Source organism: Streptomyces dengpaensis (assembly GCF_002946835.1).
Lineage (GTDB): Bacteria > Actinomycetota > Actinomycetes > Streptomycetales > Streptomycetaceae > Streptomyces > Streptomyces dengpaensis.
The window spans coordinates 789,683-813,137 of record NZ_CP026652.1 but is presented as its reverse complement, the minus strand read 5'-3'; the positions used below and the strand labels follow the sequence as shown (position 1 = coordinate 813,137).

General features: G+C 70.4%; 18 protein-coding genes and 1 pseudogene. 10 read left to right on the top strand and 9 right to left on the bottom strand.

The genetic code is table 11. The features are described 5' to 3' along the window. Nucleotides 1-47 precede the first annotated feature (47 nt). From C4B68_RS03895 to C4B68_RS03880, 5 genes are all read right to left on the bottom strand, one after another. On the bottom strand, nt 48-2,366 hold the full coding sequence (locus C4B68_RS03895; RefSeq protein ID WP_099501524.1) for a family 43 glycosylhydrolase: 2,319 nt from the start codon (nt 2,364-2,366) through the stop codon (nt 48-50). A gap of 41 nt (nt 2,367-2,407) precedes the next feature. After that, entirely contained in the window at nt 2,408-2,539 is a 132-nt protein-coding gene (locus tag C4B68_RS44035) for a hypothetical protein (RefSeq protein ID WP_257217298.1), read from the bottom strand. 142 nt (nt 2,540-2,681) lie between these two features. Continuing rightward, entirely contained in the window at nt 2,682-4,526 is a 1,845-nt protein-coding gene (locus tag C4B68_RS03890; RefSeq protein ID WP_099501522.1) for a glycoside hydrolase family 76 protein, read from the bottom strand. 69 nt (nt 4,527-4,595) lie between these two features. After that, nucleotides 4,596-6,887 carry an AbfB domain-containing protein gene (locus C4B68_RS03885; protein ID WP_373682215.1) on the bottom strand — a complete coding sequence of 764 codons (2,292 nt, stop codon included), beginning with the start codon at nt 6,885-6,887 and terminating at the stop codon, nt 4,596-4,598. A 383-nt stretch (nt 6,888-7,270) separates the two neighbouring features. Further along, nucleotides 7,271-7,783 carry a universal stress protein gene (locus C4B68_RS03880; protein WP_099501520.1) on the bottom strand — a complete coding sequence of 171 codons (513 nt, stop codon included), beginning with the start codon at nt 7,781-7,783 and terminating at the stop codon, nt 7,271-7,273. Nucleotides 7,784-8,055: 272 nt separating this feature from the next. On the opposite strand from C4B68_RS03880, the gene C4B68_RS03875 reads away from it, so the two are divergent. Next, nucleotides 8,056-8,913, top strand: a complete 858-nt coding sequence (locus C4B68_RS03875) for a polysaccharide deacetylase family protein (protein WP_099501518.1) — start codon at nt 8,056-8,058, stop codon at nt 8,911-8,913. Between the two features lie 138 nt (nt 8,914-9,051). Here C4B68_RS03875 and C4B68_RS03870 read toward each other — a convergent pair whose 3' ends face one another. Further along, a complete protein-coding gene (locus C4B68_RS03870; protein WP_099501516.1) occupies nt 9,052-9,714 on the bottom strand; it encodes a class F sortase in 663 nt (220 codons plus the stop codon). A gap of 774 nt (nt 9,715-10,488) precedes the next feature. Between C4B68_RS03870 and C4B68_RS42920 the strand changes: the two are divergent. Next, nucleotides 10,489-10,884 (top strand): annotated as a pseudogene (locus C4B68_RS42920) (hypothetical protein); the annotation flags it as partial. 136 nt (nt 10,885-11,020) lie between these two features. Here the strand turns inward: C4B68_RS42920 and C4B68_RS03860 are convergent. Both C4B68_RS03860 and C4B68_RS03855 read right to left on the bottom strand, forming a co-directional pair. Next, the gene (locus tag C4B68_RS03860) at nt 11,021-11,785 is read right to left on the bottom strand and encodes a bestrophin-like domain (protein WP_099501514.1); all 765 of its coding nucleotides are present in this window, start codon (nt 11,783-11,785) and stop codon (nt 11,021-11,023) included. A 15-nt stretch (nt 11,786-11,800) separates the two neighbouring features. Next, the gene (locus C4B68_RS03855; RefSeq protein WP_180289229.1) at nt 11,801-12,346 is read right to left on the bottom strand and encodes a hypothetical protein; all 546 of its coding nucleotides are present in this window, start codon (nt 12,344-12,346) and stop codon (nt 11,801-11,803) included. A gap of 273 nt (nt 12,347-12,619) precedes the next feature. On the opposite strand from C4B68_RS03855, the gene C4B68_RS03850 reads away from it, so the two are divergent. The 4 genes from C4B68_RS03850 to C4B68_RS03835 all read left to right on the top strand — a co-directional run bounded on the left by C4B68_RS03850 (nt 12,620) and on the right by C4B68_RS03835 (nt 17,940). Next, complete coding sequence (locus tag C4B68_RS03850) at nt 12,620-13,579, top strand: SCO0930 family lipoprotein (RefSeq protein WP_099501510.1); 960 nt, start codon at nt 12,620-12,622, stop codon at nt 13,577-13,579. A gap of 473 nt (nt 13,580-14,052) precedes the next feature. Then, nucleotides 14,053-14,865, top strand: coding sequence for an SAM-dependent methyltransferase (locus C4B68_RS03845; protein WP_099501508.1), 813 nt, complete (start codon nt 14,053-14,055; stop codon nt 14,863-14,865). Continuing rightward, entirely contained in the window at nt 14,862-17,006 is a 2,145-nt protein-coding gene (locus C4B68_RS03840) for a putative bifunctional diguanylate cyclase/phosphodiesterase (protein WP_099501506.1), read from the top strand. The genes C4B68_RS03845 and C4B68_RS03840 overlap by 4 nt, the downstream gene beginning before the upstream one ends. Before the next feature lie 133 nt (nt 17,007-17,139). Continuing rightward, nucleotides 17,140-17,940 (top strand): SDR family NAD(P)-dependent oxidoreductase, encoded by an 801-nt coding sequence (locus C4B68_RS03835; protein ID WP_099501504.1) that lies wholly within the window; start codon nt 17,140-17,142, stop codon nt 17,938-17,940. A gap of 29 nt (nt 17,941-17,969) precedes the next feature. Here C4B68_RS03835 and C4B68_RS03830 read toward each other — a convergent pair whose 3' ends face one another. After that, the gene (locus C4B68_RS03830) at nt 17,970-18,854 is read right to left on the bottom strand and encodes a LysR family transcriptional regulator (protein WP_099501503.1); all 885 of its coding nucleotides are present in this window, start codon (nt 18,852-18,854) and stop codon (nt 17,970-17,972) included. Nucleotides 18,855-18,973: 119 nt separating this feature from the next. Here C4B68_RS03830 and C4B68_RS03825 point away from each other — a divergent pair, with 119 nt between their 5' ends. The 4 genes from C4B68_RS03825 (at nt 18,974) to C4B68_RS03810 (ending at nt 23,340) form a co-directional block, all read left to right on the top strand. Beyond that, the gene (locus tag C4B68_RS03825; protein ID WP_099501502.1) at nt 18,974-19,645 is read left to right on the top strand and encodes a succinate dehydrogenase; all 672 of its coding nucleotides are present in this window, start codon (nt 18,974-18,976) and stop codon (nt 19,643-19,645) included. 1 nt (nt 19,646) lies between these two features. Continuing rightward, the gene (locus C4B68_RS03820) at nt 19,647-21,596 is read left to right on the top strand and encodes a fumarate reductase/succinate dehydrogenase flavoprotein subunit (protein ID WP_099501500.1); all 1,950 of its coding nucleotides are present in this window, start codon (nt 19,647-19,649) and stop codon (nt 21,594-21,596) included. Continuing rightward, nucleotides 21,593-22,342: a succinate dehydrogenase/fumarate reductase iron-sulfur subunit gene (locus tag C4B68_RS03815; protein WP_099501499.1), complete on the top strand. Its 750-nt coding sequence runs from the start codon at nt 21,593-21,595 to the stop codon at nt 22,340-22,342. The genes C4B68_RS03820 and C4B68_RS03815 overlap by 4 nt, the downstream gene beginning before the upstream one ends. Before the next feature lie 227 nt (nt 22,343-22,569). After that, complete coding sequence (locus C4B68_RS03810; RefSeq protein WP_099501497.1) at nt 22,570-23,340, top strand: GNAT family N-acetyltransferase; 771 nt, start codon at nt 22,570-22,572, stop codon at nt 23,338-23,340. Nucleotides 23,341-23,455 lie beyond the last annotated feature (115 nt).

Genomic DNA, 23,455 nt, shown 5'->3' with positions numbered 1-23,455 from the left:
GAGGGGCTGTCAGGCCTGTCGGCCGGACAGCCCCTCGCCGCAGGCCTCTAGCGGACGCGATACGTATGCACGTAGTCGAAGTGCGCGGTCGCCCCCGCGGTGTTCAGTGAGACGAGGCCGATCCTGAGGGGACCTTCGTCCGGCAGGGTCCAGGCCCCCGTCCAGGCCCAGTGCGACCCGTCCGTGCTCGTCGCCGCGCGCACCTCGTGGGCGCCGGACGTGCCGTCGCGGTGGCAGGACAACCGCAGCCAAAGGGTGTCGGCGGTCGGCCCGCCGAACATCGGTCCGTACGCCACCGGAAGCGGCGGACTCGTGGTCGGCCGCGCGCCCTCCCTCGCGAACTCGGTGACGTGCGTGACGGCCCCGGGGTGATGGCTCACCGGCAGCACGGCGTGGACCAGTTTGAGGTACTGGTCGTCGTTCCCGTACAGCACAAGTCCCGCCTGCTGGTTGGAGGTTCCGGGAGCGAACCGGAGCTTCGTCTCCACGACGTAGTCGCCCTGTGGCGCGGGCCGGGTCAGCACGGACGCGGTGTTGTTGCCGAGATAGAGCTCGGCGCTCTGGGTCGGCCAGGACAGCGCGCCGGCGCCGACACTCGTCCCGGACGCCGGGCCGCGGACCCAGGACCAGGCGGGGGAGAGGGCCGAGCCGTCGAAGTCGTCGCTGTAGGCGGGCAGCCGTGCGCCCGGCTGTGGATCGGGCACTCGGGAGGTGACCGGGGTGTAGAGCTGCGCCGCCCCTACGTTGTCCGCGGCCGCGCCGGTGCCGCGGGTGGCGATGCCGGCCTTGCCCGCCCGGGCGGCAGCGGCGGGCAGGGTGCGCTCCTGCGTGGCCACGGCGTCGCGCAGCCGGTCGGCGCTGACCTCGACGGTGAGGTGCGTACCGCGGACCTCGACGGCGACGTTGCGCCAGGCGCTCCACTGGTAGCCGGAGGGCAGTGCCGACACCCGCTCTCCCGCGCTGACGCCGTTCACCCGTACATCGGTGACGAGTGCGTTCCGGTCCTTGTCCAGCCAGGCGACGACGTAGTTGTCCGGGTCGACGTAGCCGACGAGCAGGCCTGCCGCGCCGCTGGCCGAGGTGACGCGCAGGTCGGCCTCGGCGCGCAGCCGCGCGGGGGCCTTGCTCTCCGAGACCAGGTAGGCGGGGCCGGTGGCACTGCCCGTGTGGGTGACGAACCCGCCCGGGTCCTGCTCGGTCGCGGGCACCCAGCCGTCCGTGCCCGAGCCTTCCGCTCTCCAGCCGGACAGGGAGCCGCCGTTGAAGGTGCTGCCGACGGCCCAGGTGGTGACCGGGGCGCGCTGGACACCCTCGGAGGGGCCGGCGCCCGCGCGTACCACGGGCCAGCCGTCGATCCAGTCGAGCCGGTCGATGAGCATCGGCCGCCGGGAGAGCTGGCGGTCCAGGCCGGGGAAGCGGTCCAGGTCCGGGTCGGTGGCGGGGATGCCGTGGTAGACGAGCCAGTCCTGCCCTGACAGGTCGGTCTGCAGGGCGTTGTGCCCCGGTCCGGCCCAGCCGCTTCCGGCGCCGACGACGATGCCGCCCTTGCTGGTGGGAGCCATCAGGTCCACGCCCTCGTCGTCCCGGAAGGGGCCGGTGGGGCTGGTGGCGCGGCCGACCTTGACCTGGTAGCCGCTGAAGGCACCGTCGCAGCAGCCGGCGTCCGAGTAGAAGAGGTAGTAGAAGCCGCCGCGCCGCACGACGAACGCGCCCTCCATACGGCGGCCCTGGGCGACTTCGGTGACCGGGCCCTCGATGCGGGTGCGGTCACCGTTCATCTTCGCCACGCAGATCGTGTCGTAGCTGCCCCAGTACAGGTACGGCTGACCGCCGACGTCGGTGAACTGGGCCTGGTCGATGTTGCCGGTGGCGCAGCCGCTCGGCGTGGGCAGCACGGCGCCCCGGTCGGTCCACGGCCCTGTGGGTGTGGGGGCGGTGGCCACGCCGACCGTGTCCTTGCCGGGGACGGAGTAGTAGAGCGTGTAGATCCCGTTCGTGTAGCGGATGTCGGGAGCCCACAGGCGGGAGCCGTTGTGCCAGGCGGGCTGGGTGGCCGGGGTGAAGACCTCCCCGGCGTACTCCCAGTGCGTCATGTCGGCCGACTTGAGGATGGGCAGCATCCGCTCGCCGGTCTCGCCCTTGCTCTGGAAGACGGGGTTCTGCGTGCCGTAGGCGTACCAGTTACCGTCCTTGCCGCGGAGGAGCGCCGGGTCGGGGAAGGTGTCGACGGTGTCGGCGGTGACCGGGTTCCGGTACGTCGCCGACTGCCGTACGCCGGCGGGGGATTCGGGCGCGGGGGCCGCCGTCGCGAGGTGCGCGGGAAGCAGGGCGGCGAGCAGGGTGCCGGCCAGGGCGGTGAGGAGCATGCGGGTGCGTCTCACGCCGCGAAGTGCCTTTCTACTCGGATCTATTCGAAGGAGCTGAGGCTGGGGTCGTAGTCGCGGGCACCGACGTCGGACATCGATGTCATCCAGTGGTAGAAGTTGTCGCCCCGCTCGCGCAGCAACTCGTAGAGCCGGCGTGTGTGCCCGAACGCCACGATGGTGCGCGGGCCTGGCGGCCGTCTTCTCGGGTGCGGTGATCACGTCAGCAGGTCAGCGAGGTGACGGCAGGCCGGGCACCGTGCGGGGATTTTCATCCGCGCGCAACAATCGGCGGCCCGGCCGCGACCGTCCGTGGCTTCACTGCGCCGCGGTGAGTGCTTCGAGGGCGCTCGCCTGGGTGCGCCAGTCCGTCTGGTTCGGCCTGGTGCCCGCCCAGCGCTGGCCGAGCCGGTTCAGGGAGTCCCGGTCGGTGCCCCAGATCGAGTCAGCCTGTTTCGTGATGTACGCCCGGTAGGCGGCCGATCCGATGGCGTTCGCGAGGTCGTCGAGGTGCCGCATGAAGATGCCCTTGAACTGTTTCTGGTTGTCGTCGCATGAGGCGGTGCCGGTGTCGCAGGACTCGGTCAGCACCCCGTCGCGCGTCAGTTGCGGCGAGGCCAGGGCGGCGTCGGCGAGGCGCCTGGCGGTGTCCAGGTAGCGGCTCTCGCCGGTGCCGCGCCACAACTGGGTGAAGGCGCCGATGGCAAGGCCCTGGTTGTAACTCCACACGGTCTGGCCGTTGTTGGCGCAGCCGGCGGTGAGGCCGTCGTTGACCAGACCCGCGGAATTGATCATCCCGCTGTTCAGGTACCAGTTCGCGGCGGTGCGCGCCCTCTCGCCCCATACCGTGTCGCCGGGGATGCGCTGGTGCAGCGCGGTCGTCAGCCACAGGTACAGGCCGTTGGTCACCGCGTTCTTGTACGTCCGCTCCCGGTTCCACCAGACGCCACCGCCGCACGTGCCCGTGTCCCAGTACTGGTGGACGTAGGCCGTGATGGTGACGGCCTCGTCCAGGTAGCGCCGATCGTGCGTGGAGTCGTACGCCGCCAGCCAGGCCACGCCCCACCAGGCCGCGTCGTCGATGGCGCGGCTGATGAAGTGCCCCTCGACCGGGTCCGAACTGCGCCCGCCCGCGGGGAAGACGCCGTTGTTCTGCTCGAAGGTTCGGGAGACGATCCAGTCGTAGTCGTGCCGCCCGGTGCGATCGGCGAAGTCGATCAGCGCGGTGAGCGCGACGGCCGAGTTCCACCAACTGCTCCGCCACCAGCCTTCGTTGGTGTGGTACGAGGCCATGAGCGCGTCCGCCGCCGCGCGCGCCCGCGTCGGTGCCGGCCTCGCCCACGCCGTGCAGCTGCCTTCCTGGTGGGCGGCCTCGCGCCCACAGGCGCGGACCGCGCCGCCGTACAACAGGCCGCGCGGGTCCCGGGTGGCGAACATGAGCGTTCTGGTGGTGGTGCCCCCGGACGGCACGCTGGTGCGGCCGAGCGAAGAGCCCTCGGGCCAGGTCGCGCCGCCGTCCCAGGAGCGGTCGAGCCAGATCTCGTCGCCCGCCCCGCCGTTCTCGATGACGCCCCACGCCGTGCCGTTCCGCTGGTCCATGTGCAGGCTGATGGTGCGCCCGAACAGGGTCGTCGCCGGGACCGGTCGCTCGTCGCCGGCCGCGGTGGCGGGATCGGCGCCGTCGCAGGACGCACCGTCGCAGACCTTCGGGTACACCCAGTCGGTGCAGGTGACCGCGGCCGCGTCGCCGCAGGCGCGGATCCAGCCGCGCCGGTGGCCCACCGGATCGGTGATGTTGTACATGAGCGTGCGCGTGCCGGTCCACGTGCTGGGGATGGAGGCCTTGCCCAGCAGCGGCTCCCAGGTGGCGCCCCGGTCCCAGGAGCGGTCCAGCCAGACCGAGTCGCCGGTCACACCGTTGTCGATGCTGGCCCAGGCCATGTCGTCGGGGTCGGAGACGTGCAGCCGCAGGATCCGGCCGTTGATGTTCCGGTCGGGTACGGGGAAGGTCTCCTGCGCTGCCTTGGAGGGGTCGAGCGTGTCGCAGGCCAGTGCGCACACCGGCGTCGCGGCACGGGAGGGGGTGGGCAGGGCGACCAGCCCGGCCAGGGCGAGTGCCAGGGCCAGCAGCCCGCCGAGGATGCGATGGGTTCGTACTGGCATGGTTCGTACTGGCATAGTCCGTACTGACATGACGTGCCCGTCCTTTCCGCACCCCGGCGGGCGCTCGGCTCAGGGGGCCCAGGGCGCCTCGATCGCCCAGATGGTGTCCTCGGTGAAGTTGACCGGGTTGTCCCAGGTGTGCGTACCGCCCGACTGGGCGAGCCACAGCTCGGCGTTGATGTGCCGCAGGTACTGGCCCGGGAAGTTGGACGCCGACAGCCGGATGCCTCCGTTGCCCTGGATCGGGCACCACGTCGCGTCCGCCTTGTACACCGCGGAGTTGTCGCCGGCCTCGCGCCGGACGCGGAAGTCGCGATGGCGCAGGTATTCACCCGGGTAGTTGCGGGACTCGAAGGAGTAGCAGAGCCTGTTCGCCAGCCCCGGTTTCACCTTCCATGTCGCGTCCTGCTTCAGCAGGCCGCTGCTGGCGGAGTCCACCACCTCGGTGAAGCCGAGCCCGTCGTAGTGCCGGATGTAGCGGTTGGTGAAGCCGGGCGTGGTGACCCGGATCGACACGTACTGCTCCAGCGGCAGCTTCACCGTCGGACCGAGGGTGCGGGACGCCGCGATGAGCGCCTGGTTGGCCGCGCGGACGCGGGCCTGGTCGACCTTGACGACCTGGCGGTTGTAGGTCAGCAGGCCGTTGGCCTCGTTCTCGACGTCGGTGATCTGCGTGTAGACGGCGGCCGACAGGCCGCCCGCGGGCATGGAGTTCTCCCGGATGCCGTTCAGCAGTCCGACGAGCCGGTCGTTCAGGGCGGCCAGGCTCGGCTGGTCCTCGTAACTGAACCCGCCGCCCGGGTACCACTCGTGACCGGAAACGCGGAAGCCGAGCCCCCCGTACTCGCCGAGCACCGAGGCGCGGACCGGCTCCGTCGGGGTGTTGCCGGGCCCGACGTAGTTGTGGTTGTCGATCACGTCGCCGTTGCCGCCGTCCTGCGCGGCACAGCAGTTGACGCCGCTCATGTTGTCGACGAGGCGCGAGGGGTCGTAGGACTTGACCATGTCGGCGATGCGGGCCTGGTCGTACTGGCCCCAGCCCTCGTTCTGGTTCACCCACAGGATGAGTGCGGGCGAACTGCGGTGCTCGTCGATGATCGCGCGGTACTCGCTCTCCCACTGGGTGCGGGCCGCGCCGTCCGGGCTCTTGCCGCTGTCCATGGAGGGCATGTCCTGCCACACCAGCAGCCCGAGCCGGTCCGCCCAGTAGAACCAGCGCTGCGGTTCGACCTTGATGTGCTTGCGGACCATGTTGAAGCCGAGGTCCTTGTGCTTCTGCAGGTCGTACTTGAGGGCGTCGTCGGTGGGCGCGGTGTAGATGCCGTCCGGCCAGAAACCCTGGTCCAGAGTGCCGGTCTGGAAGACGAACTGGCCGTTGAGGACCGGCCGGCGTACGCCGCCCACGTCCTTGACGGCGATGGAGCGCATGCCGGCGTAACTGCCGACCTTGTCGGTTCCGGCGCTGCCCGTCAGTTCGGCCGTGACGTCGTACAGAAAGGGATCCTCCGGCGTCCACAGGCGGGCGCCGGGCACGGGCACCGGGAACTCGGTGCCGACCGTTCCCGTGGCGCTGCCGACCGGCGTGCCGCCGGAGGAGACGGTGACCTTGACGGCCGCGCCGTCGGCGCCGGCGCCGCGCACGGTCACGCGCAGGGTGTTGTCCTCGAGGCTCGGGACCATGTCGATCCGGGTGATGTGGGCGGCGGCCGTCGGCTCCAGCCAGACGGTCTGCCAGATCCCCGAGGATGCGGTGTAGACGATGCTGTGACCGGGGTGCGGGGTGACGTCCTGGATGCGCTGTTTGCCGATGGCCTGCCCGCCGGTCTCGGTCGGGTCGTACGCGGAGACGACGATCGTGTTGGTGCCGCCGTTGAGCAGGGGGGTGATGTCGTACGAGAAGTCGTCGTAGCCGCCCCGGTGGACGGCTCCGGCCTGCTGTCCGTTGACCCAGACCGTGGTCTCCCAGTCGGAGGCACCGAAGTTGAGCTGGACACGGCGGCCGTTCCAGCCGGACGGGACGGTGAAGGTGCGCTTGTACCAGAGTTTGTCGTTCTGGGTGATCTTGCGCTGGATGCCGGAGAGAGCGGACTCGGGCACGAAGGGTACGCGGATCTGTTCGCCGAAGGTCGCGGGCTGGCCGGCGTCGCGGGAGGTGACGGCGAAGTCCCAGATGCCGTTGAGGTTGAGCCAGTCGGGGCGGGTGAGCTGGGGGCGCGGGTAGTCCGGCAGCGGGTTGTCGACCGGGACCTGGTTGGTCCACGGAGTGGTCATCGGCGCCGGTCTGGGTGTCCAGTCCGCCGCGGCGCGGCTCGGGGTAGTGCCGGAGACGAGTGCGGAGACGGTGGCCAGCGCCAGGACCACGGCGGTCAGGAGTTGGCGCCAGGCGCGTCGCGGGCGGGGGAGTGGGGGCGTGAGGGGGAACGGCTGTCTCACCACGGTTCTCGCTCCATGGTCTCGGCGGCGCCCGGCGGGTGGTGTCCGCCGGGGCGGTGGAAGCTTTCAACGTTGGAAGCGTCTGTTGTGTGCACGACAGCACCGGAGTCCACCTTTGTCTAGACCTGAGGCTCGGGCGGCCCGAACTCGCCTGCCAGGGAGGGGCGTTGACGACGGCGACGGCGCTGTGCCGGCGTGCCGCGTCCACCCGGTCCGTACCAGGGCGGCCTGACTCACGCCGGCCGCCCCACATGCCGGAGGGGCTGTCCGGCCACATGCCGGACAGCCCCTCACCAAGATCTGCGTCAGTCTTAGGGCACCACGGTGACGGGCCAGCGTCCCGCCTTCACCAGCCGGACCGCCACCGAACCGATGATCCGGTGTCCCGCCTGCTCCGAGGCGCCGACCACCACGGCGTCCGCCTTGAGCTCGTCCGCGGCGGTGACCAGGCCTTTGTAGGGGTCGCCGCGGAAGGTGTGGAACTCCCAGCGCACCTCGAACGTGCCCTGGAGGCGCTCGGTCGCGTCGCGGATGATCTGGACGAGGTCCTCGGCGATCTCGTCGGTCGTCTCGGCGACCGGAACGCCGAGTGCCGCCCCCGCCGCCATGACGGGCTGGACGTACACGACGGCGAGCAGCGCGTGCTGCCTCCTGGCCAGGCCGGCGGCGTATGCCGCCGCACGGAGCGAGGAGTCGGAGCCGTCCATGCCCACGACGATGACCCTGGGACCGTCCGTGCCCCGCTCGAATCGATGCGGGCTCTGCGCGCCCTGCTGTTCCGCCACGGCTTCGAGGCTAGCGGAAACCGCAGGTCCCGACGCCATGGGGGCGCCGGGAAACCCACTCGACGGGCCGGCGGGCCGCCCTTCCGTCCCGGGGCAGCCTCCTGGGCAGGGCGCCTGCGGGCTTCGCGGCCTTCATCGACGCGCTCGGCCCGCCCGGCGTCCTGCTCACCGCTTCGGGACCGGTGTCGACCGTGTGGGACATGGCTGTTTCCCGTGGTGCGTCACCGCTGACCTCGTCCAGGCGGGTGCTTTCGATGCCCCGCCCCGGTGTTGCTGAGCTCCGCCGCCTCTCCACGGGTGACTGATAAATCATGAAAGAGGATCAGCTGCTCACCCGCCGCCGGGTGTTGATCGCAGGCGCCGCCGTCCTCGGAGCCGCCGGGGCGGCGGGCACGGCCCGCCTCCTGACCGCCGAGTCGGCCGCGAAGCCGGTGCGGAGTGCCTCTCCGGTCTCGGGCGCCGGCGCGCAGCCGCACCGTGCCCTCAAGCCCTCCGCCCACCGCCTCCAGCCGATGACGGGATACGGCCCGCCGCGCAACAGGCCCGCCCGGACCGTCGTCCGGCACAAGCCGATCCTGCGCATGACCGGTCGCGGCAGCAGCATGGTGCTGACCTTCGACGACGGCCCCGACCCGCGCTACACCCCGGACATCCTGGCCACTTTGCGCGCGTACGACGTGCGCGCGATGTTCTTCGTGTGCGGCGGGATGGCCGTCGACAACAAGGACCTGCTGAGCGAGATGGCCGACGACGGACACATCGTCGGCAACCACACCTGGACCCACCCGCTGCTGACCCAGCTCTCGCGCTCCGAGATCCGCTACGAGATGGAGCGCACCTGCGAGCTCATCGACGACGCCTACGGCGAGCCGCCGCTCTGGTTCCGGGCGCCGTACGGGGCCTGGAACCGGGCGACCTTCCAGATCGGCGCCAAACTGGGCATGGAGCCGCTGGCCTGGACGGTCGACAGCCTCGACTGGCTGACCCCGCCCCCGGGCACCGCCACGATCGTCGAGCGGGTCGAGGACGGAGCCGCCCCGGGCGTCGTGATCCTCTCGCACGACGCGGGCGGCGACCGCTCGCGGACCGTGGCGGCCCTGCGCGACTATCTGCCCCACCTGCTGGATTCCGGCTACCACATCACCGTGCCGCGCCGGCAATTCTTCTAGGGCCTGTCGTCGAACTCCCTCCCCACTGCCTCAAGGGCGGGGGAGGCGGGCCCGCCTCCGGGCGGAGGACGGGAGTTCGACGACAGGACCTGGCGCCCCGACGGGCTCTCGCCCGCCCGGTCGGGAACGCGGAAACACTCAGCGAACCTCGACCAGGCGGGCGAATACGACGACGTTTCCGTCGTAGCCGTGCAGCTTGGAGAAACCGCCGCCGCAGGTGATGACCCGCAATTCGGCAGCGCCCTTGCTGCTGTACACGCGGTCGCCGGGGAATTTGTCCTTCGCGAAGACCTCGACGCCGTAGATCTCGAACACCGCGGTCTTGCCGTCCTTGCGCAGGACTTCGACCCCGTTTCCCTTCTTGAGCGCCCCGAGCCCGTAGAAGACGGCGGGACCCTCCGTATTGTCGACATGGCCCACCAGCACGGCCGTGCCCTTTTCGCCGGGCGAGACCGCGCCGGTGAACCAGCCCGCGAGGTTGGGGTCCTCCGGCGGCGGCGCGGCGACCCACCCGTCCGCGTCCAGGCCCACGGGCATGGCCGGCGCGTCGACCTGGAGCGCCGGGATCCTGACCCGGTCGACCACGGCGAACGGCAGCGAGGCCGGCGGGCTCGCCAGGGCCGCACCGGGGGTGCGGCTGTCCGCTGCCGCCGCCGAAACGGGCTGCGGAGGGCCCACGTCGAACTCACCGGACCCATTCCGGATGAGTGCGAGGCCGGTCAGCAGAACAAGCGCTATAACGCCCCACGGGGCGCGCTTCCTCTGCCGCTCCTCCTCTTCGGCCATCCAGGACGCAGACATTCGCCATCCCCTCTCGACACGGCCGTCGCCGGGTGCGTCGCGCATATAAGAACGTTAAGTGCAACACATCCGGTGGGCGACGGGGGCGCGGGCGAACGGGTGGCGGGGTACCTCCGTCGTGAGCCATCCGAGTTGCCACGAGCAGGAATTTTCTGACGGTCCGTGACCTGCGGCAATATCCGATTGTGTGGAAATCGCTCGGCGTGTCCTCTCACCGGGACGGACCATTCTCGAAATGCGGCTCTGTGCACGGCATCTGAGGGTCTGTCTGGGAGGCGCTTTCTCGCCGATCGACCGGGGACAGTTCCCGGGGCGCCTTCCGCGGAGGATCAGATGCGAAACTCACGCGCCTTGGCGGCCGCGGCCACCGCGGCCGCCGTCCTCGGGCTCGCCGCCCCCGCGGCCGCCACGTACCGTACGGGCGACTCGGGCCATCAGAACGACAACTTCTTTGGTGACTCGGGCAACAACAACGGGGCCGGGCCCGGCAACAACAACGGTTTCGGGCCGGGTAACAACAACAACGGGTTCGGGCCCGGTAACAACAACGGGTTCGGCAACAACAACGGGGGCGTGCCGGGCAACAACAACGGTTTCGGGCCGGGTAACAACAACGGGTTCGGGCCTGGCAACAACAACGGGTTCGGCAACAACAACGGGTTTGGAAACAACAACGGGTTCGGCAACAACAACGGCTTCGGCAACAACGACGACTTCGGGCAGGGCAACGACCATGGGGCCGGCCAGGGCAACAACTTCGGGGGCAAGTCGAGGAACATCGTCGCCGTGCCCAGCGTCATCGCCGCCGGCGGCCAGCTGACGGTGACGGTCGACGGATGCCGGAACGGCGGCACCATGAACTCGCCCGCGTTCCGGCAGACGAGCCTGTCGCGCATCCCGGGCGGCAACGAGACGGCGAGCGGAAGGGCGACCGTCGACCGCGACGCGCGCCCTGGCTCGTACGACATCATGGTCAACTGCGTCGGGACGGGCGGCCTGACCCGCCCCCGCGCCTTCACTGTCATCGGCGGTGTTCGCGGTGGTCTCGGCGGTAGCAGTTCCACTGGCGCCACGCCCACCGACATGGCGATCGGCGGCGGTCTGGTGGCCACGGCCGTCATCGGCGGCGGAGTGGTCTGGGTGCGCCGAAGGTCCGAGAAGAGGATTTGAGAGGCATCGCCCCGACTGGCCGGTCCTCCCCCTTCGGGACCGGAGCTCGCCTTCGGAAACCGCACGTGACAGCCTTCGCCCCGACCCCTCCTGACGAGGGCTCGGGGCGAAGGGCTCTGTGCTCCGTGAGGGTCCGTCACCCGGGCAGGTGCGGGAACAGCGCGGTGAACGGTTCCGCCGAGGCGGTGATGCCCCGGCTGTAGGGCGCGTCGAAGTCCCAGATCAGGAAGAGCAGGAAGGCGATCAGGGCGGAGAAGAGCCCGGCGAGGATCAGCTCGCGCGGGGTGCGCCGGATCTGCAGCGCGAAGACCATTCCGATGGTCACGACGGCACCAGTGATCAGCCCGAACCACACCACGCCCGGCATGGTCGGCTCCGTCGAGTCGGCGCGGGCGACGCGTGCGGCGTCCGCCATCGTCACCTGGTCGATGAGCGGCTGGTACTGCTGGGCCTCGAAGTCCGTCTTCGGCTCGTAGCCGATGACGTCCTGGCGGATGTTCCCGAAGAGCCGGTCGCCCTGGTCGGTCACGCGGCCCAGGTTCGCCATGGTCTTCCACTCGGTCGTGACGACGTGGCTGACGTACGTGTTGACGTCGCCGCGGATGCGGTCACGCACGTCGGGCGGGTAGACGCGGACCCGCTCCGAGATCTCGTGCAGGGCCTGGGCCTCCGTCTGCACATGGTTCTGGGCGACGCCGCGTGCCTCCCAGACACCGGCGATGGCCAGGCCCAGGACGATGGCGTACACCACACCGATCATCATGGTCATGTACTCGATCACGTCCGGGGTCTCCGACGGATCCTCGTCGTCGCGGGCCGTGCGATGACGTACGAGGGTCACGATGAGGACGACCAGACACGCGGCCGCCATCGCGAGGGAGAGAACAAGCCATTCCGACACAGTTGCCTCCAGAGGTCAGCGCGGGCGCAGCGCCGCGACAGCGAGCACCGCGGGCGCGGTGATGAGCAGGGTGAGGGAGACCAGCGGCGGGCCACCGCGGGGCGGGTGCTTGTGCCGCTGGGCGTGGTACTCCGGATAACTCACCGGGGACGGCGACGGCTTGGGGTGCGCACTCGGTGTCGGCGTCGGTGCGGGGATGGCCCGCGGCGCCGCGGGCCGTGGTGTCGCCACAGGCGGAGGCGGAGGCGGCGGTGGTTCGGGTCTCGGTGCGTGCGTGGGTGGGGGAGAGGGCGTCGGTGTCGGGGCGGGTGTCGGCGTCGGCGTAGGTGTCGGCGTCGGTGTGGGGGTCGGGCACCACGTGGTGTCCCCGACGACCGCCACGGCGCCGCTTCCCGCGACGGCCACCGCCGTACTGCCGTCGCCGTCCGGGCCGACGGAGGCGTACGCGCACGAGTCGGCGACCGCCACCCCTTGCGACGTTCCACTGAGGATCCAGGTCAGCGTCAGCAGCGCCAACACCCGTATGGCGAGGGCGGATCGGGTCCGCTTGGGTCCATGCACGACGAAGATCATGGGCCGCGCGGGGCCCTGCCACGCCGGAGCGCCGGGAGATTGCCCCGAAGGGAGGGCGTGCGCCTCCCGGCGGTTTGACGGGCTGTACGGGGATGCGCCGGTGGGTGTGTACACATGCGCGAACCGCCCGGTTCGTGTCACAGGAATTCGGAAAGAAATTTGTGAGCCCGTTGAACACTTCCGACACTCCCGCCCGTACCTAGGGCCATGCGCGGCGCAGCAGGGCGCTGCAACACCAATGCGAACAGCGGGAGTTATCCAATGAAGACCTCCTGGCGGAGCGCCGCACTCGTCGCGTCAGCTGCGGCCGTGCTGGCGCTCACGACGGCGTGCGGTCAGGAACAGGCCCCCCAGACCGGTAGCCAGAACGTGGGTGCCACCGCGGCCGCGGGTGATTACGGAACGGGTATCGGCACCGGCTCGAGCACCGACAACGGCTACGGCGCCGATGCCAAGGACCAGCAGGGCGCCGCGGCCCAGGCGCAGTCCGCGGGTCAGCTCGCTGTTACGGAAAGCGCGGAGCTCGGCGAGGTGCTGACCGACGGCGCCGGATTCACCCTGTACCGCTTCGACAAGGACACGGCCGAACCGCCGAAGTCGAGCTGTGACGGCGACTGTGCGAAGGCCTGGCCGCCCGTGCCCGCCGAGGGCGCCGAGGCCGCCACCGGTGTGGACAAGGCGCTGCTCGGCGAGGTCACCCGTACGGACGGCACGAAGCAGCTGACCGTTGCCGGCTGGCCGATGTACCGGTACGCGAAGGACACCAAGGCCGGGGACACCAACGGTCAGGGTGTGGGCGGTACGTGGTTCGCGTCGGCTCCCACCGGCAAGAAGGCGACGCTGGCCGACCTGCCCGGCCTCTCGGTCCGCAAGGACCCCCAGCTCGGTGACATCGTCGTCGACAAGAACGGCATGACGGTCTACCGCTTCATGAAGGACGAGGCCTGGCCGAAGCCGGTGTCGGCCTGCACGGGCGCCTGCCTGGAGAAGTGGCCCGCCGTCGCGCCGGTCTCCGCGGACGACACCGAGGGCGTCAAGAAGAAGAACCTGATGACCTTCACCCGCCCGGACGGCGTCCGGCAGATGACGGTCAACTGCTGGCCCATTTACACCTTCACCGGTGACAAGAAAGCCGGGGACACCAACGGTCAGGGCGTGGGCGGCACGTGGTACGCCGTCGCGCCCGACGGAAAGCCGGTCGGCGCGCCCGAGGCGGAGTAAAGGATCACCTCCCCAGGGTGGATCGCCTCGCCAGACAGCCACGCAACGCGGAAGGGAGGGGAACGCGGACAGGCCAGTGTGCCGGACGAACGGAACAGCGCGCGCGACCCCGGGTCCGCCCCCTCCGCACCCCACGGAGGGGGCGGACCGCTTGGCGTGCCCAGGAGCATGGAGGGGAGCGGCTCGGCGTCCAGGAACTTCTGTCCGGAAACCGTGCGCGGCCTGTCCGGACACCACGGCGACTCTTTGTAACTCCCCGGAGCTTTTTGGAATGCTTCGGAGCGTCTTCGCAGGGCCGGTGAGAGGCGTGTTGGGCACGTGTTCACGGGGCGTCAATTCGGCGCTTGCCGGAGGCGGTGGGGCCGGGAACGGACGGTCAATTTCCGTTTTGGCTCGCCCCTTTGGCGGGCGATCAGTAGCCTCTGCTCGAACACCGGATCGCCTACGCAGCCGACTATGCCGTGGAGAGATAGATGGAGCGTCCCGCCTGGGCCCCCCGAAGCATTGACATCTCGGTGCCGAGCGTGTCCCGTATGTATGACTACTACCTGGGCGGTTCGCACAACTTCGAGGTCGACCGGGAAGCGGCACGCAAGGCGATGGAGTTCATGCCGGGACTTCCCAAGATCATGCAGGCGAACCGGGCGTTCATGCGCCGCGCCGTGCGTTTCGCGGACGACGAGGGCATCTCCCAGTTCCTGGACATCGGTTCGGGCATCCCGACCTTCGGGAACGTGCACGAGGTGGCCCAAGCGGCCCGCCCCGGCGCGCACGTCGTGTACGTCGACCACGACCCGGTGGCCGTCGCGCACAGCCAGGCCGTGCTGCGGGGCAACGAGGATGCGGACGTCGTCGGCGGCGATCTCCTCAAGCCCCGGGAAATCCTGGACAGTCCACAGGTTCAGCGTCTGATCGACCTGAACCGGCCGGTCGCCCTCCTTCTCGTTGCCATACTGCACTTCGTGGAGGACGAGGACGACCCGTACAAGGCGGTGGCGGAACTGCGCGACGCACTCGCGCCGGGCAGCCTGCTCGTCGTCACGCATGCCTCGTACGAGGGAATTCCGCTCCCTCCGGAGCGGGCCGAGGGTGCGGTCGACGTCTACCAGAGCATCCGCAACCCGCTGATCATGCGCTCGCGCGACGAGATCGCGCGGTTCTTCGAGGGGTACGACATGGTGGAACCCGGACTGGTGCCGATGCCGGACTGGCGGCCCGACACGGCACCCGAGGACGAGGATCCCTATTCCTTCTCCGGGTTCGCCGGCGTGGGACGTACGGCGTGACCGCCGAGCCGGACGGGCCGGACGGGCCGGAGGACAGACTGCGCCGGTTCGCGACGATCTGGAGCCGGGCCGTCTACCCGGTCACCTCCACGTCGCTGACCCGGACCGAGTTCGAGCAGCAACTCATGCCGCTCGCACGGCGGTTGAGTGCGACGCTGCGGGCCAGGACCTTCGACGCGGCCGAGGGCCAGGCGGTGGGCGCCGCGCTGATCGCCGCGCACTGCACCGACCCGGAGGCGCTCAGCCGCGCCCTCGACTGCGTGGACGCCTATCTGGTGCTCTACTGCGGCGAGGACGGGCCCCAGGAGGCACTGCGCACCCGGTCGGCACGGTTGCAGCACGCCATGGCCGCCGGGTTCGCGCAGGCGCTGCGCGAGCGGACACTCGCCGAGCAGGAGGCCATCGCCCAGGCGGCGTTGGACGCCCGCAGCGCGGTGGCCGAGGCGCTGCACGCCAGCGAGGCCCGCTTCCGCGCGGTGTTCGAGGGCGCGGCCATAGGGATCGGCATCGCCGACCTCGACGGCAACGTCCTCCAGGTCAACGGAGCCCTGCTGCGCATGTTCGGCGGCTCCGAGCAGTCGATGCGCGGCCGCAACGTCTGCGAGTGGACGCACCCCGAGGACGCTCCTCAGATCTGGCGCCTGTACCAGGAGCTGGTCCGCGGCGAGCGCGAGCACTACCACGTCGAGAAGGCCTTCTACCGTCCTGACGGCACGGCCCTGTGGACCAATCTGACGGTCTCCCTGCTGCGCGACGCGGACGGCGAACCCCAGTACCAGCTGGCCCTGATGGAGGACACCACCGAGCGGCGGCTGCTCAACCTCCGGCTGCGGTACGAGGCCACGCACGACGCGCTCACCGGACTACCCAACCGGACCCTGTTCTTCGAGCGCCTGGAGAAGGCGTTGTCCGCGAGGGAGGGCCAGCGCTTCGGGCTGTGCTACCTCGACCTCGACGGCTTCAAGACCATCAACGACAGCCTCGGGCACGCGGCCGGCGACCGGCTGCTCGTCGAGGTCGCCGACCGGCTGCAGTCCTGCGCGACGGCGCCGGGCGAGATGGTCGCCCGGCTCGGCGGCGACGAGTTCGTGGCCCTGACCACCGGACCCGACACCGAGCGCGAGGTCGACGAGCTCGCCGGGCGCATCATGAACGCGCTGGTCACCCCGATCAGCGTCGACGGCCGTGAACTGACCGTGCGCGGCAGCATCGGTGTCGTCGAGGGACCCGCCGGTGAGCGTGGCCCCGCCGAGGTGCTGCGCAGCGCCGACATCACGATGTACCGGGCCAAGTCCGCGGGCGGCAACCGCTTCGAGCTCGCCGACCCCGAGGCCGACGCCCGCGCCATCACCCGGCACGGACTGACCACCGCGCTGCCCGCGGCCCTGGACCGGGGCGAGTTCTTCATCGAGTACCAGCCGCTGGTGCACCTCGGTGACGGCAGCGTGCGCGGCGCGGAGGCGCTGGTGCGGTGGCTGCACCCGCAGCACGGTGTCCTCGGGCCCGACCGGTTCATCCCGCTCGCCGAGCACACCGGGCTGATCGTTCCGCTCGGCCGCTGGGTCCTGGAGCAGTCGGTGCGCCAGGCCCGGGAGTGGCAGGAACGACACGCCGCCGCGGGTCCGCTGCGGATCAACGTCAACCTGTCGCCGTGCCAGCTGACCCATCCCGGCCTGGTTCAGGACACCGTCGACATCCTGGAGCGCGAAGGGCTCGACGCCGACGCGCTGTGCCTGGAGGTCACCGAGTCCGCGTTGATCGGCGCCGACGACGACCTGCTCAAACCGCTGCGCCGGCTGGCCGAGATGGGCGTCGACATCGCCCTCGACGACTTCGGCACGGGCTACTCCAACCTCGCCAACCTGCGCCGCCTGCCGGTCAGCATCCTCAAGCTGGACCGATCCTTCACCCAGGGCATGCAGCAGTTCCCCGCCGACCCGGTCGATCTGAAGATCGTCGAGGGCATCGTCTCCCTCGCCCACAGCCTCGACCTCGCGATCACGGTCGAGGGCGTGGAAACGGGCGCGCAGGCCGAGCAGCTGCGGATACTGGGCTGCGACACGGCCCAGGGCTGGTACTACGCCCGGCCGGGCCCGCCGGAGCGGCTGCACGAGCTGGCGCTGGTGGACGCGACGGGCTGACGCGGAGCCCCGCGCCTCGCTCCGCCCCGGCGCAGGAACCCTCGCTCCTGCGCCACGCACACCCCGGTGCCGCCCTTGCGCCCCGCGCACCCCTTGAGCTGCCCCCAGCCGGAATGCGGGGGACGATGGCCGCATGGCGGACGAACAGGACAACAAGGGCATCGAGCTGCACGGCAGGACCGCCGTGGTGACCGGCGCGAGCAAGGGCATCGGACTGGCCGTCGTGGAGGCCCTGGCCAGAGCGGGGGCGCGTGTCGTCGCCGGGTCCCGTACCTCGTCCGAGGGCCTGGACGCGCTGGTCAAGGAGGGCACGGTCACCTGGGTGCCCGTCGACCTCACCGAGCCGACGGCGGCCGAACGGCTGGTCGAGGCGGCAGACGGACGCGTCGACGTCCTGGTGAACAACGTCGGCGCGGCCCCGGCCCGCACCCGCGGCTTCCTGTCGGTGACCGACGAGGACTGGCAGCGCACGGTCGACCTGAACCTCTTCACGGCGGTTCGTGTCACCCGCGCCGCCCTGCCCGTCATGCTGGCGGCAGGTCAGGGCTCCGTGGTGACGGTCGCCTCGGTCAACGCCACGCTGCCCGACCCCATGGTGATCGACTACAGCGCCGGCAAGGCCGCCCTGGTCGCCTTCTCCAAGGCACTCTCCAAGGAGGTCGGCCCCCAGGGCATCCGCGTCAACACCGTCAGCCCCGGCCCGGTCGAGACGGAGCTGTGGCTCGGCGGCGGCGGAGTGGCGGAGACCCTGTCGGCCGCCACCGGCGTCACCCCCGACGAGGTCCTGGCCCAGGCCGCCGGTGCCACCGTCACCGGCCGCTTCTCCCGCCCCGCCGAGGTCGCCGACCTGGTGGTCTTCCTCGCCAGTGACCGCGCCCGCAACATCACCGGCAGCGACCTGGTGATCGACGGCGGCTTCATCCCGACGTGGTGACCGGGCGAAGACCGCAGGGTCCGCCCGCCTCAGCGCTCCAGCAGCATCCGCTGCAGCTCCCGCGCAGCCCGCGGCGGAGCCACATCGCTGCGATGGGCCAGCGCGATCCTCCGTTCGAGTCCGGGCCGGGCGAGCGGGGTCACCCGTAGCCCGCGACCGGACCGGGCGGCGACCATGTGCGGTACGACGGCCACGCCGAGCCCCGCACGGACGAAGCCGAGGACGGCGTCCATCTCACCGCCCTCGACGGCGAAGTCGGGTTCGAAGCCCTCGGCGCGACAGGCGGCGACGGTCAGCTCCCGCAGGTCGTAGCCGTGCCGGAACATCACCAGGCGTTCGCCCTCCAGGTCGGCGATGCGGACCGTGCGCCGACCGCGGCCGGGTGCGGTCGCGTCCGGTGACGACACCACCACCAGGTCCTCGCGCAGCACCTCCGTCGTGGTCAGCGCGGGGGACGGCGTGGGGAGCGGGAGGACGACCAGGGCGAGGTCGAGGGCGCCGCGCGCGAGATGGCGTACGAGATCGTGCGAACCGCCCTCCTCGATCAGCAGCCGGATGCCGGGATAACGGTCGTGGAAGGCGCGCAGCACGTCCGGGAGCAGACCCGTGCACACGCTCGGAGTGGCGCCGAGGCGGACCCGGCCGCTGCGCAGCTGGGCCAGCTCCTGCACCTCGTGCCGGGCGGTGTCGGCGTCGGCGAGGATGCGCCGGGCCAGTGGCAGCAGTGCCTCGCCCGCGTCTGTGAGCGTGATGTTCCCCCGCGCCCGCTGGAACAGATCCGCCCCGAGCTCCCGCTCCAGCGCCTTGATCTGCTGGGAGAGCGAGGGCTGCGCGACATGGACCAGGTCCGCGGCGCGGGTGAAGTGACGGGTCTCGGCGACCGCCACGAAGTACTGGAGCTGCTGGAACTGCACACCTCGACCATAGTCCATGTCTATGGAAACAAACCGGACCATGTCTTGGACCGATCGGGTCCGAGGGCTTTAGCGTCCGTCACATGGCTCTGGCAACGCGGACGGACCGACGGCCGTCGATGGCGCGCACTGTATGGGACAGCTCCGTCGGCAAGAAGACTGTGATGGCCGTCAGCGGGCTGATCATGCTGCTGTACCTGGTCGCCCACATGATCGGGAACCTGAAGATCTACTTCGGGGCCGCCGAATTCAACCACTACGCTCACTGGCTGCGTACGGTCGGCGAGCCCGTCATGCACTACGGGTGGACGCTCTGGACCATCCGTGTCGTGCTCGTGGTCGCGGTCGTCGCACACGCCACCTCCGCCTACCAGCTCAGCCGCCGCGACATCAAGGCGCGGCCGAGCAAGTACGTCCACAAGAAGCCGCGGGCCAGCTACGCCACACGCACCATGCGGTGGGGCGGGATCATCCTCGGCCTGTTCATCGTCTGGCACCTCCTCGACCTGACGACCGGCACCGTGCACCCCGGCGGCTTCCAGGAGGGCCTCGCGTACCAGAACGTCGTGGACACCTTCTCCACCTGGTACAGCAACGTCATCTACATCGTCGCGATGCTCGCGGTCGGCCTGCACATCCGGCACGGCTTCTGGAGCGCGGCACAGACCCTGGGCGCCGGCAGCCGCACCCGCGACCGCGCCCTCAAGACCGTCGCCGACGTCCTCGCACTGTTGCTGACGGCGGGCTTCATCGCCGTACCCATCGGCGTCATGACCGGAGTGGTGAGCTGACATGACTTCTTACGCTGACTACACGACCGGTGAGCCGGTCGTCGACGGCAAGGCCCCGTCCGGGCCGATCAACGAGCGCTGGGACACCCGCCGCTTCGAGGCCAAACTGGTCAACGCCGCCAACCGCCGCAAGCACACGGTGATCGTCGTCGGCACCGGCCTCGCGGGCGGCTCCGCGGGCGCCACGCTCGCCGAACAGGGCTACCACGTCGTCCAGTTCTGCTACCAGGACTCCCCGCGCCGCGCCCACTCGATCGCCGCGCAGGGCGGCATCAACGCGGCGAAGAACTACCGCAACGACGGCGACTCCATCCACCGGCTCTTCTACGACACCGTCAAGGGCGGCGACTTCAGGGCCCGGGAGTCCAACGTCCACCGCCTGGCGCAGATCTCGGTCGAGATCATCGACCAGTGCGTCGCGCAGGGCGTGCCCTTCGCCCGTGAGTACGGCGGTCTCCTCGACACGCGTTCCTTCGGCGGCGTCCAGGTGTCCCGGACGTTCTACGCCCGTGGGCAGACCGGGCAGCAGCTGCTGCTCGGCGCGTACCAGGCGCTGTCGCGGCAGATCGCCGCGGGCAATATCGAGATGCATCCGCGGACCGAGATGCTCGACGTGATCGTGGTCGACGGACGGGCGCGCGGAATCGTGGCCCGCGATCTGATCACCGGGAAGATCGACACGTACTTCGCGGACGCGGTGGTGCTGGCGAGCGGCGGATACGGCAACGTCTTCTACCTCTCGACGAACGCCATGAACTCCAACGCCACCGCCGTCTGGCGCGCCCACCGGCGCGGCGCCCTCTTCGCCAACCCCTGCTTCACCCAGATCCACCCCACCTGCATTCCGCGCACCGGCGACCACCAGTCCAAGCTCACCCTGATGAGCGAGTCGCTGCGCAATGACGGCCGTATCTGGGTGCCGAAGGCGAAGGGTGACACCCGCCCGCCGAACGAGATCCCCGAGGACGAGCGCGACTACTACCTGGAGCGCATCTACCCGTCCTTCGGCAACCTCGTGCCCCGCGACATCGCCTCCCGCGCCGCGAAGAACGTCTGCGACGAGGGCCGCGGCGTCGGCCCCGGCGGCCAGGGCGTCTACCTGGACTTCGCCGACGCGATCAAGCGGCTGGGCCGCAAGGCCGTCGAGGCCAAGTACGGCAACCTCTTCGACATGTACCAGCGGATCACCGACGAGGATCCGTACGAGGTGCCGATGCGGATCTACCCGGCCGTGCACTACACGATGGGCGGGCTGTGGGTCGACTACGACCTGCAGACCACCATCCCCGGCCTGTTCGCGATCGGCGAGGCCAACTTCTCCGACCACGGAGCGAACCGGCTGGGCGCCTCGGCCCTGATGCAGGGACTCGCCGACGGCTACTTCGTGCTGCCGTCGACGATCAACGACTACCTCGCCCGCAACCCGCACCACGAGCAGGTCACCGACGAACACCCCGTCGTCCAGGAGGTGCTGGCAGAGACCGAGGACCGGCTGCGGCTGCTCCTCGCCGTCGACGGCGACCGTACCCCCGACTCCTTCCACCGCGAAGTCGGCGAACTCATGTGGGAGTTCTGCGGCATGGCCCGTACGGAGACGGGGCTGCGCAAGGCACTTGAGCGCATCCCGCAGATCCGTGAGGAGTTCTGGCGGCGCATCAAGGTCCCCGGCACCGGCGAGGAGTTCAACCAGTCCCTGGAGAAGGCGAACCGCATCGTCGACTACCTGGAGCTCGCCGAGCTCATGTGCCTCGACGCGCTGCACCGCGCCGAGTCCTGCGGCGGCCACTTCCGCGAGGAGTCGCAGACCCCGGACGGCGAGGCCGCCCGCAACGACGACGCCTTCTCCTACGCGGCGGCCTGGGAGTTCACGGGTACGGGCGAGGCCCCGACCCTCCACAAGGAAGACCTGGTCTTCGAGTACGTCCACCCCACTCAGCGGAGCTACGCATGAAGCTCACCCTGCGCGTCTGGCGGCAGAAGAACGCCGACGCAGACGGAGCGATGTCCACATACGAGGTGGACGGCATCTCGGCCGACATGTCCTTCCTGGAGATGCTCGACACCCTCAACGAGGAACTCATCCTCAAGGGCGAGGACCCGGTCGCCTTCGACCACGACTGCCGCGAGGGCATCTGCGGCGCGTGCTCGCTCGTCATCAACGGCGACGCGCACGGACCGGAACGCACCACCACCTGCCAGCTGCACATGCGGGCCTTCCAGGACGGCGACACGATCGACATCGAGCCGTGGCGCGCCTCGGCCTTCCCGGTCGTGAAGGACCTCGTGGTGGACCGGTCGGCCTTCGACCGGATCATCCAGGCCGGCGGCTACATCACCGCCCCGACCGGCGCCGCGCCCGAGGCGCACGCCACGCCCGTGCCCAAGCCGGACGCCGACTTCGCCTTCGAGCACGCCGAGTGCATCGGCTGCGGTGCCTGCGTGGCGGCCTGCCCGAACGGCGCGGCGATGCTGTTCACCTCGGCGAAGATCAACCACCTGAACGTCCTGCCGCAGGGCGCGCCCGAGCGCGAGACCCGGGTGCTCGACATGGTGGCGCAGATGGACGAGGAGGGCTTCGGCGGCTGCACCCTCACCGGAGAGTGCGCGACCGCCTGCCCGAAGGGCATTCCGCTCTTCTCCATCACCAGCATGAACAAGGAGTGGCTGCGCGCGTCCCGCAAGGCGGGAAAGCGTTAGCCGTACATCGTTCGCCGTTAAGGTGCGGACGGGCGGGACCGGGAGTGGTGCTCTTCCCGGTCCCGTCTCGCTTTCCGTCCCACCCCTGGGGTTCAACATCCCCACATCCGCCCTCCTGGCGCAGGTCACGCGCACGCCAACCGGCATCGGAAGAACAGGATCGCGCAGATCGCACCGACCCGGTCTGCCGCCGCACTGCCGAACCGGCCCGTGACCAGGAGAGTGCCATGACCGGCGTATCCACCCTCGACAGCCCCCCACCCTCTGTCGCCCCCACCCGCTACACCGTCACCCTCGCCCGTGACGAGGACGACGTCCGGGCCGCGCAGCGCCTGCGCCACGACGTCTTCGCCGGAGAGATGGGCGCCCTCCTGTCCACCCCGCAGCCGGGCTACGACATCGATGCCTTCGACGCGTACTGCGACCACCTGCTGGTCCGCGACACGGTCACCGGTCAGGTCGTCGGCACCTACCGGCTGCTGCCGCCGGACCGGGCCGCGGTCGCCGGGCGGCTGTACTCGGAGAGCGAGTTCGACCTCGGCCCGCTGGCCGGAATCCGCTCCGGACTCGTCGAGGTCGGCCGCTCCTGCGTCCACCCCGACCACCGCGACGGCGCGGTCATCGGGCTCATCTGGGCCGGGATAGCCCGCTACATGGTCGATGGCGGCCATGAGTGGCTCGCGGGCTGCTGCTCGATTCCGCTGGCCGACGGCGGCGCACTCGCGGCCGGGACCTGGGACCGTGTTCAGGCCAAGTACCTGGCGCCCGAGGAGTACCGCGTACGTCCGCTGCTGCCCTGGAGCGCGGAGGGCGTCGCCCGGCCCGAGCGCACGGAGCTTCCCCCGCTCCTGCGCGGCTACCTTCGCCTCGGCGCCTGGGTGTGCGGCCAGCCCGCCCACGACCCGGACTTCGGCGTGGCCGACATGTACGTGCTGCTGTCGATGCGCCGGGTCAACTCGCGCTATCTGCGGCACTTCCTCTCGCTCGCCCCGGCGTGATGAACACGTCTCGCGCGGGCGCGACGAGCGTGTCCCGCCTCGGTGTGATACTCCGTCCCCGCCGTGCCGCGGCGGGGACGGACACGGCGTTCCCGGCCACTGCTACGGTGCCGCG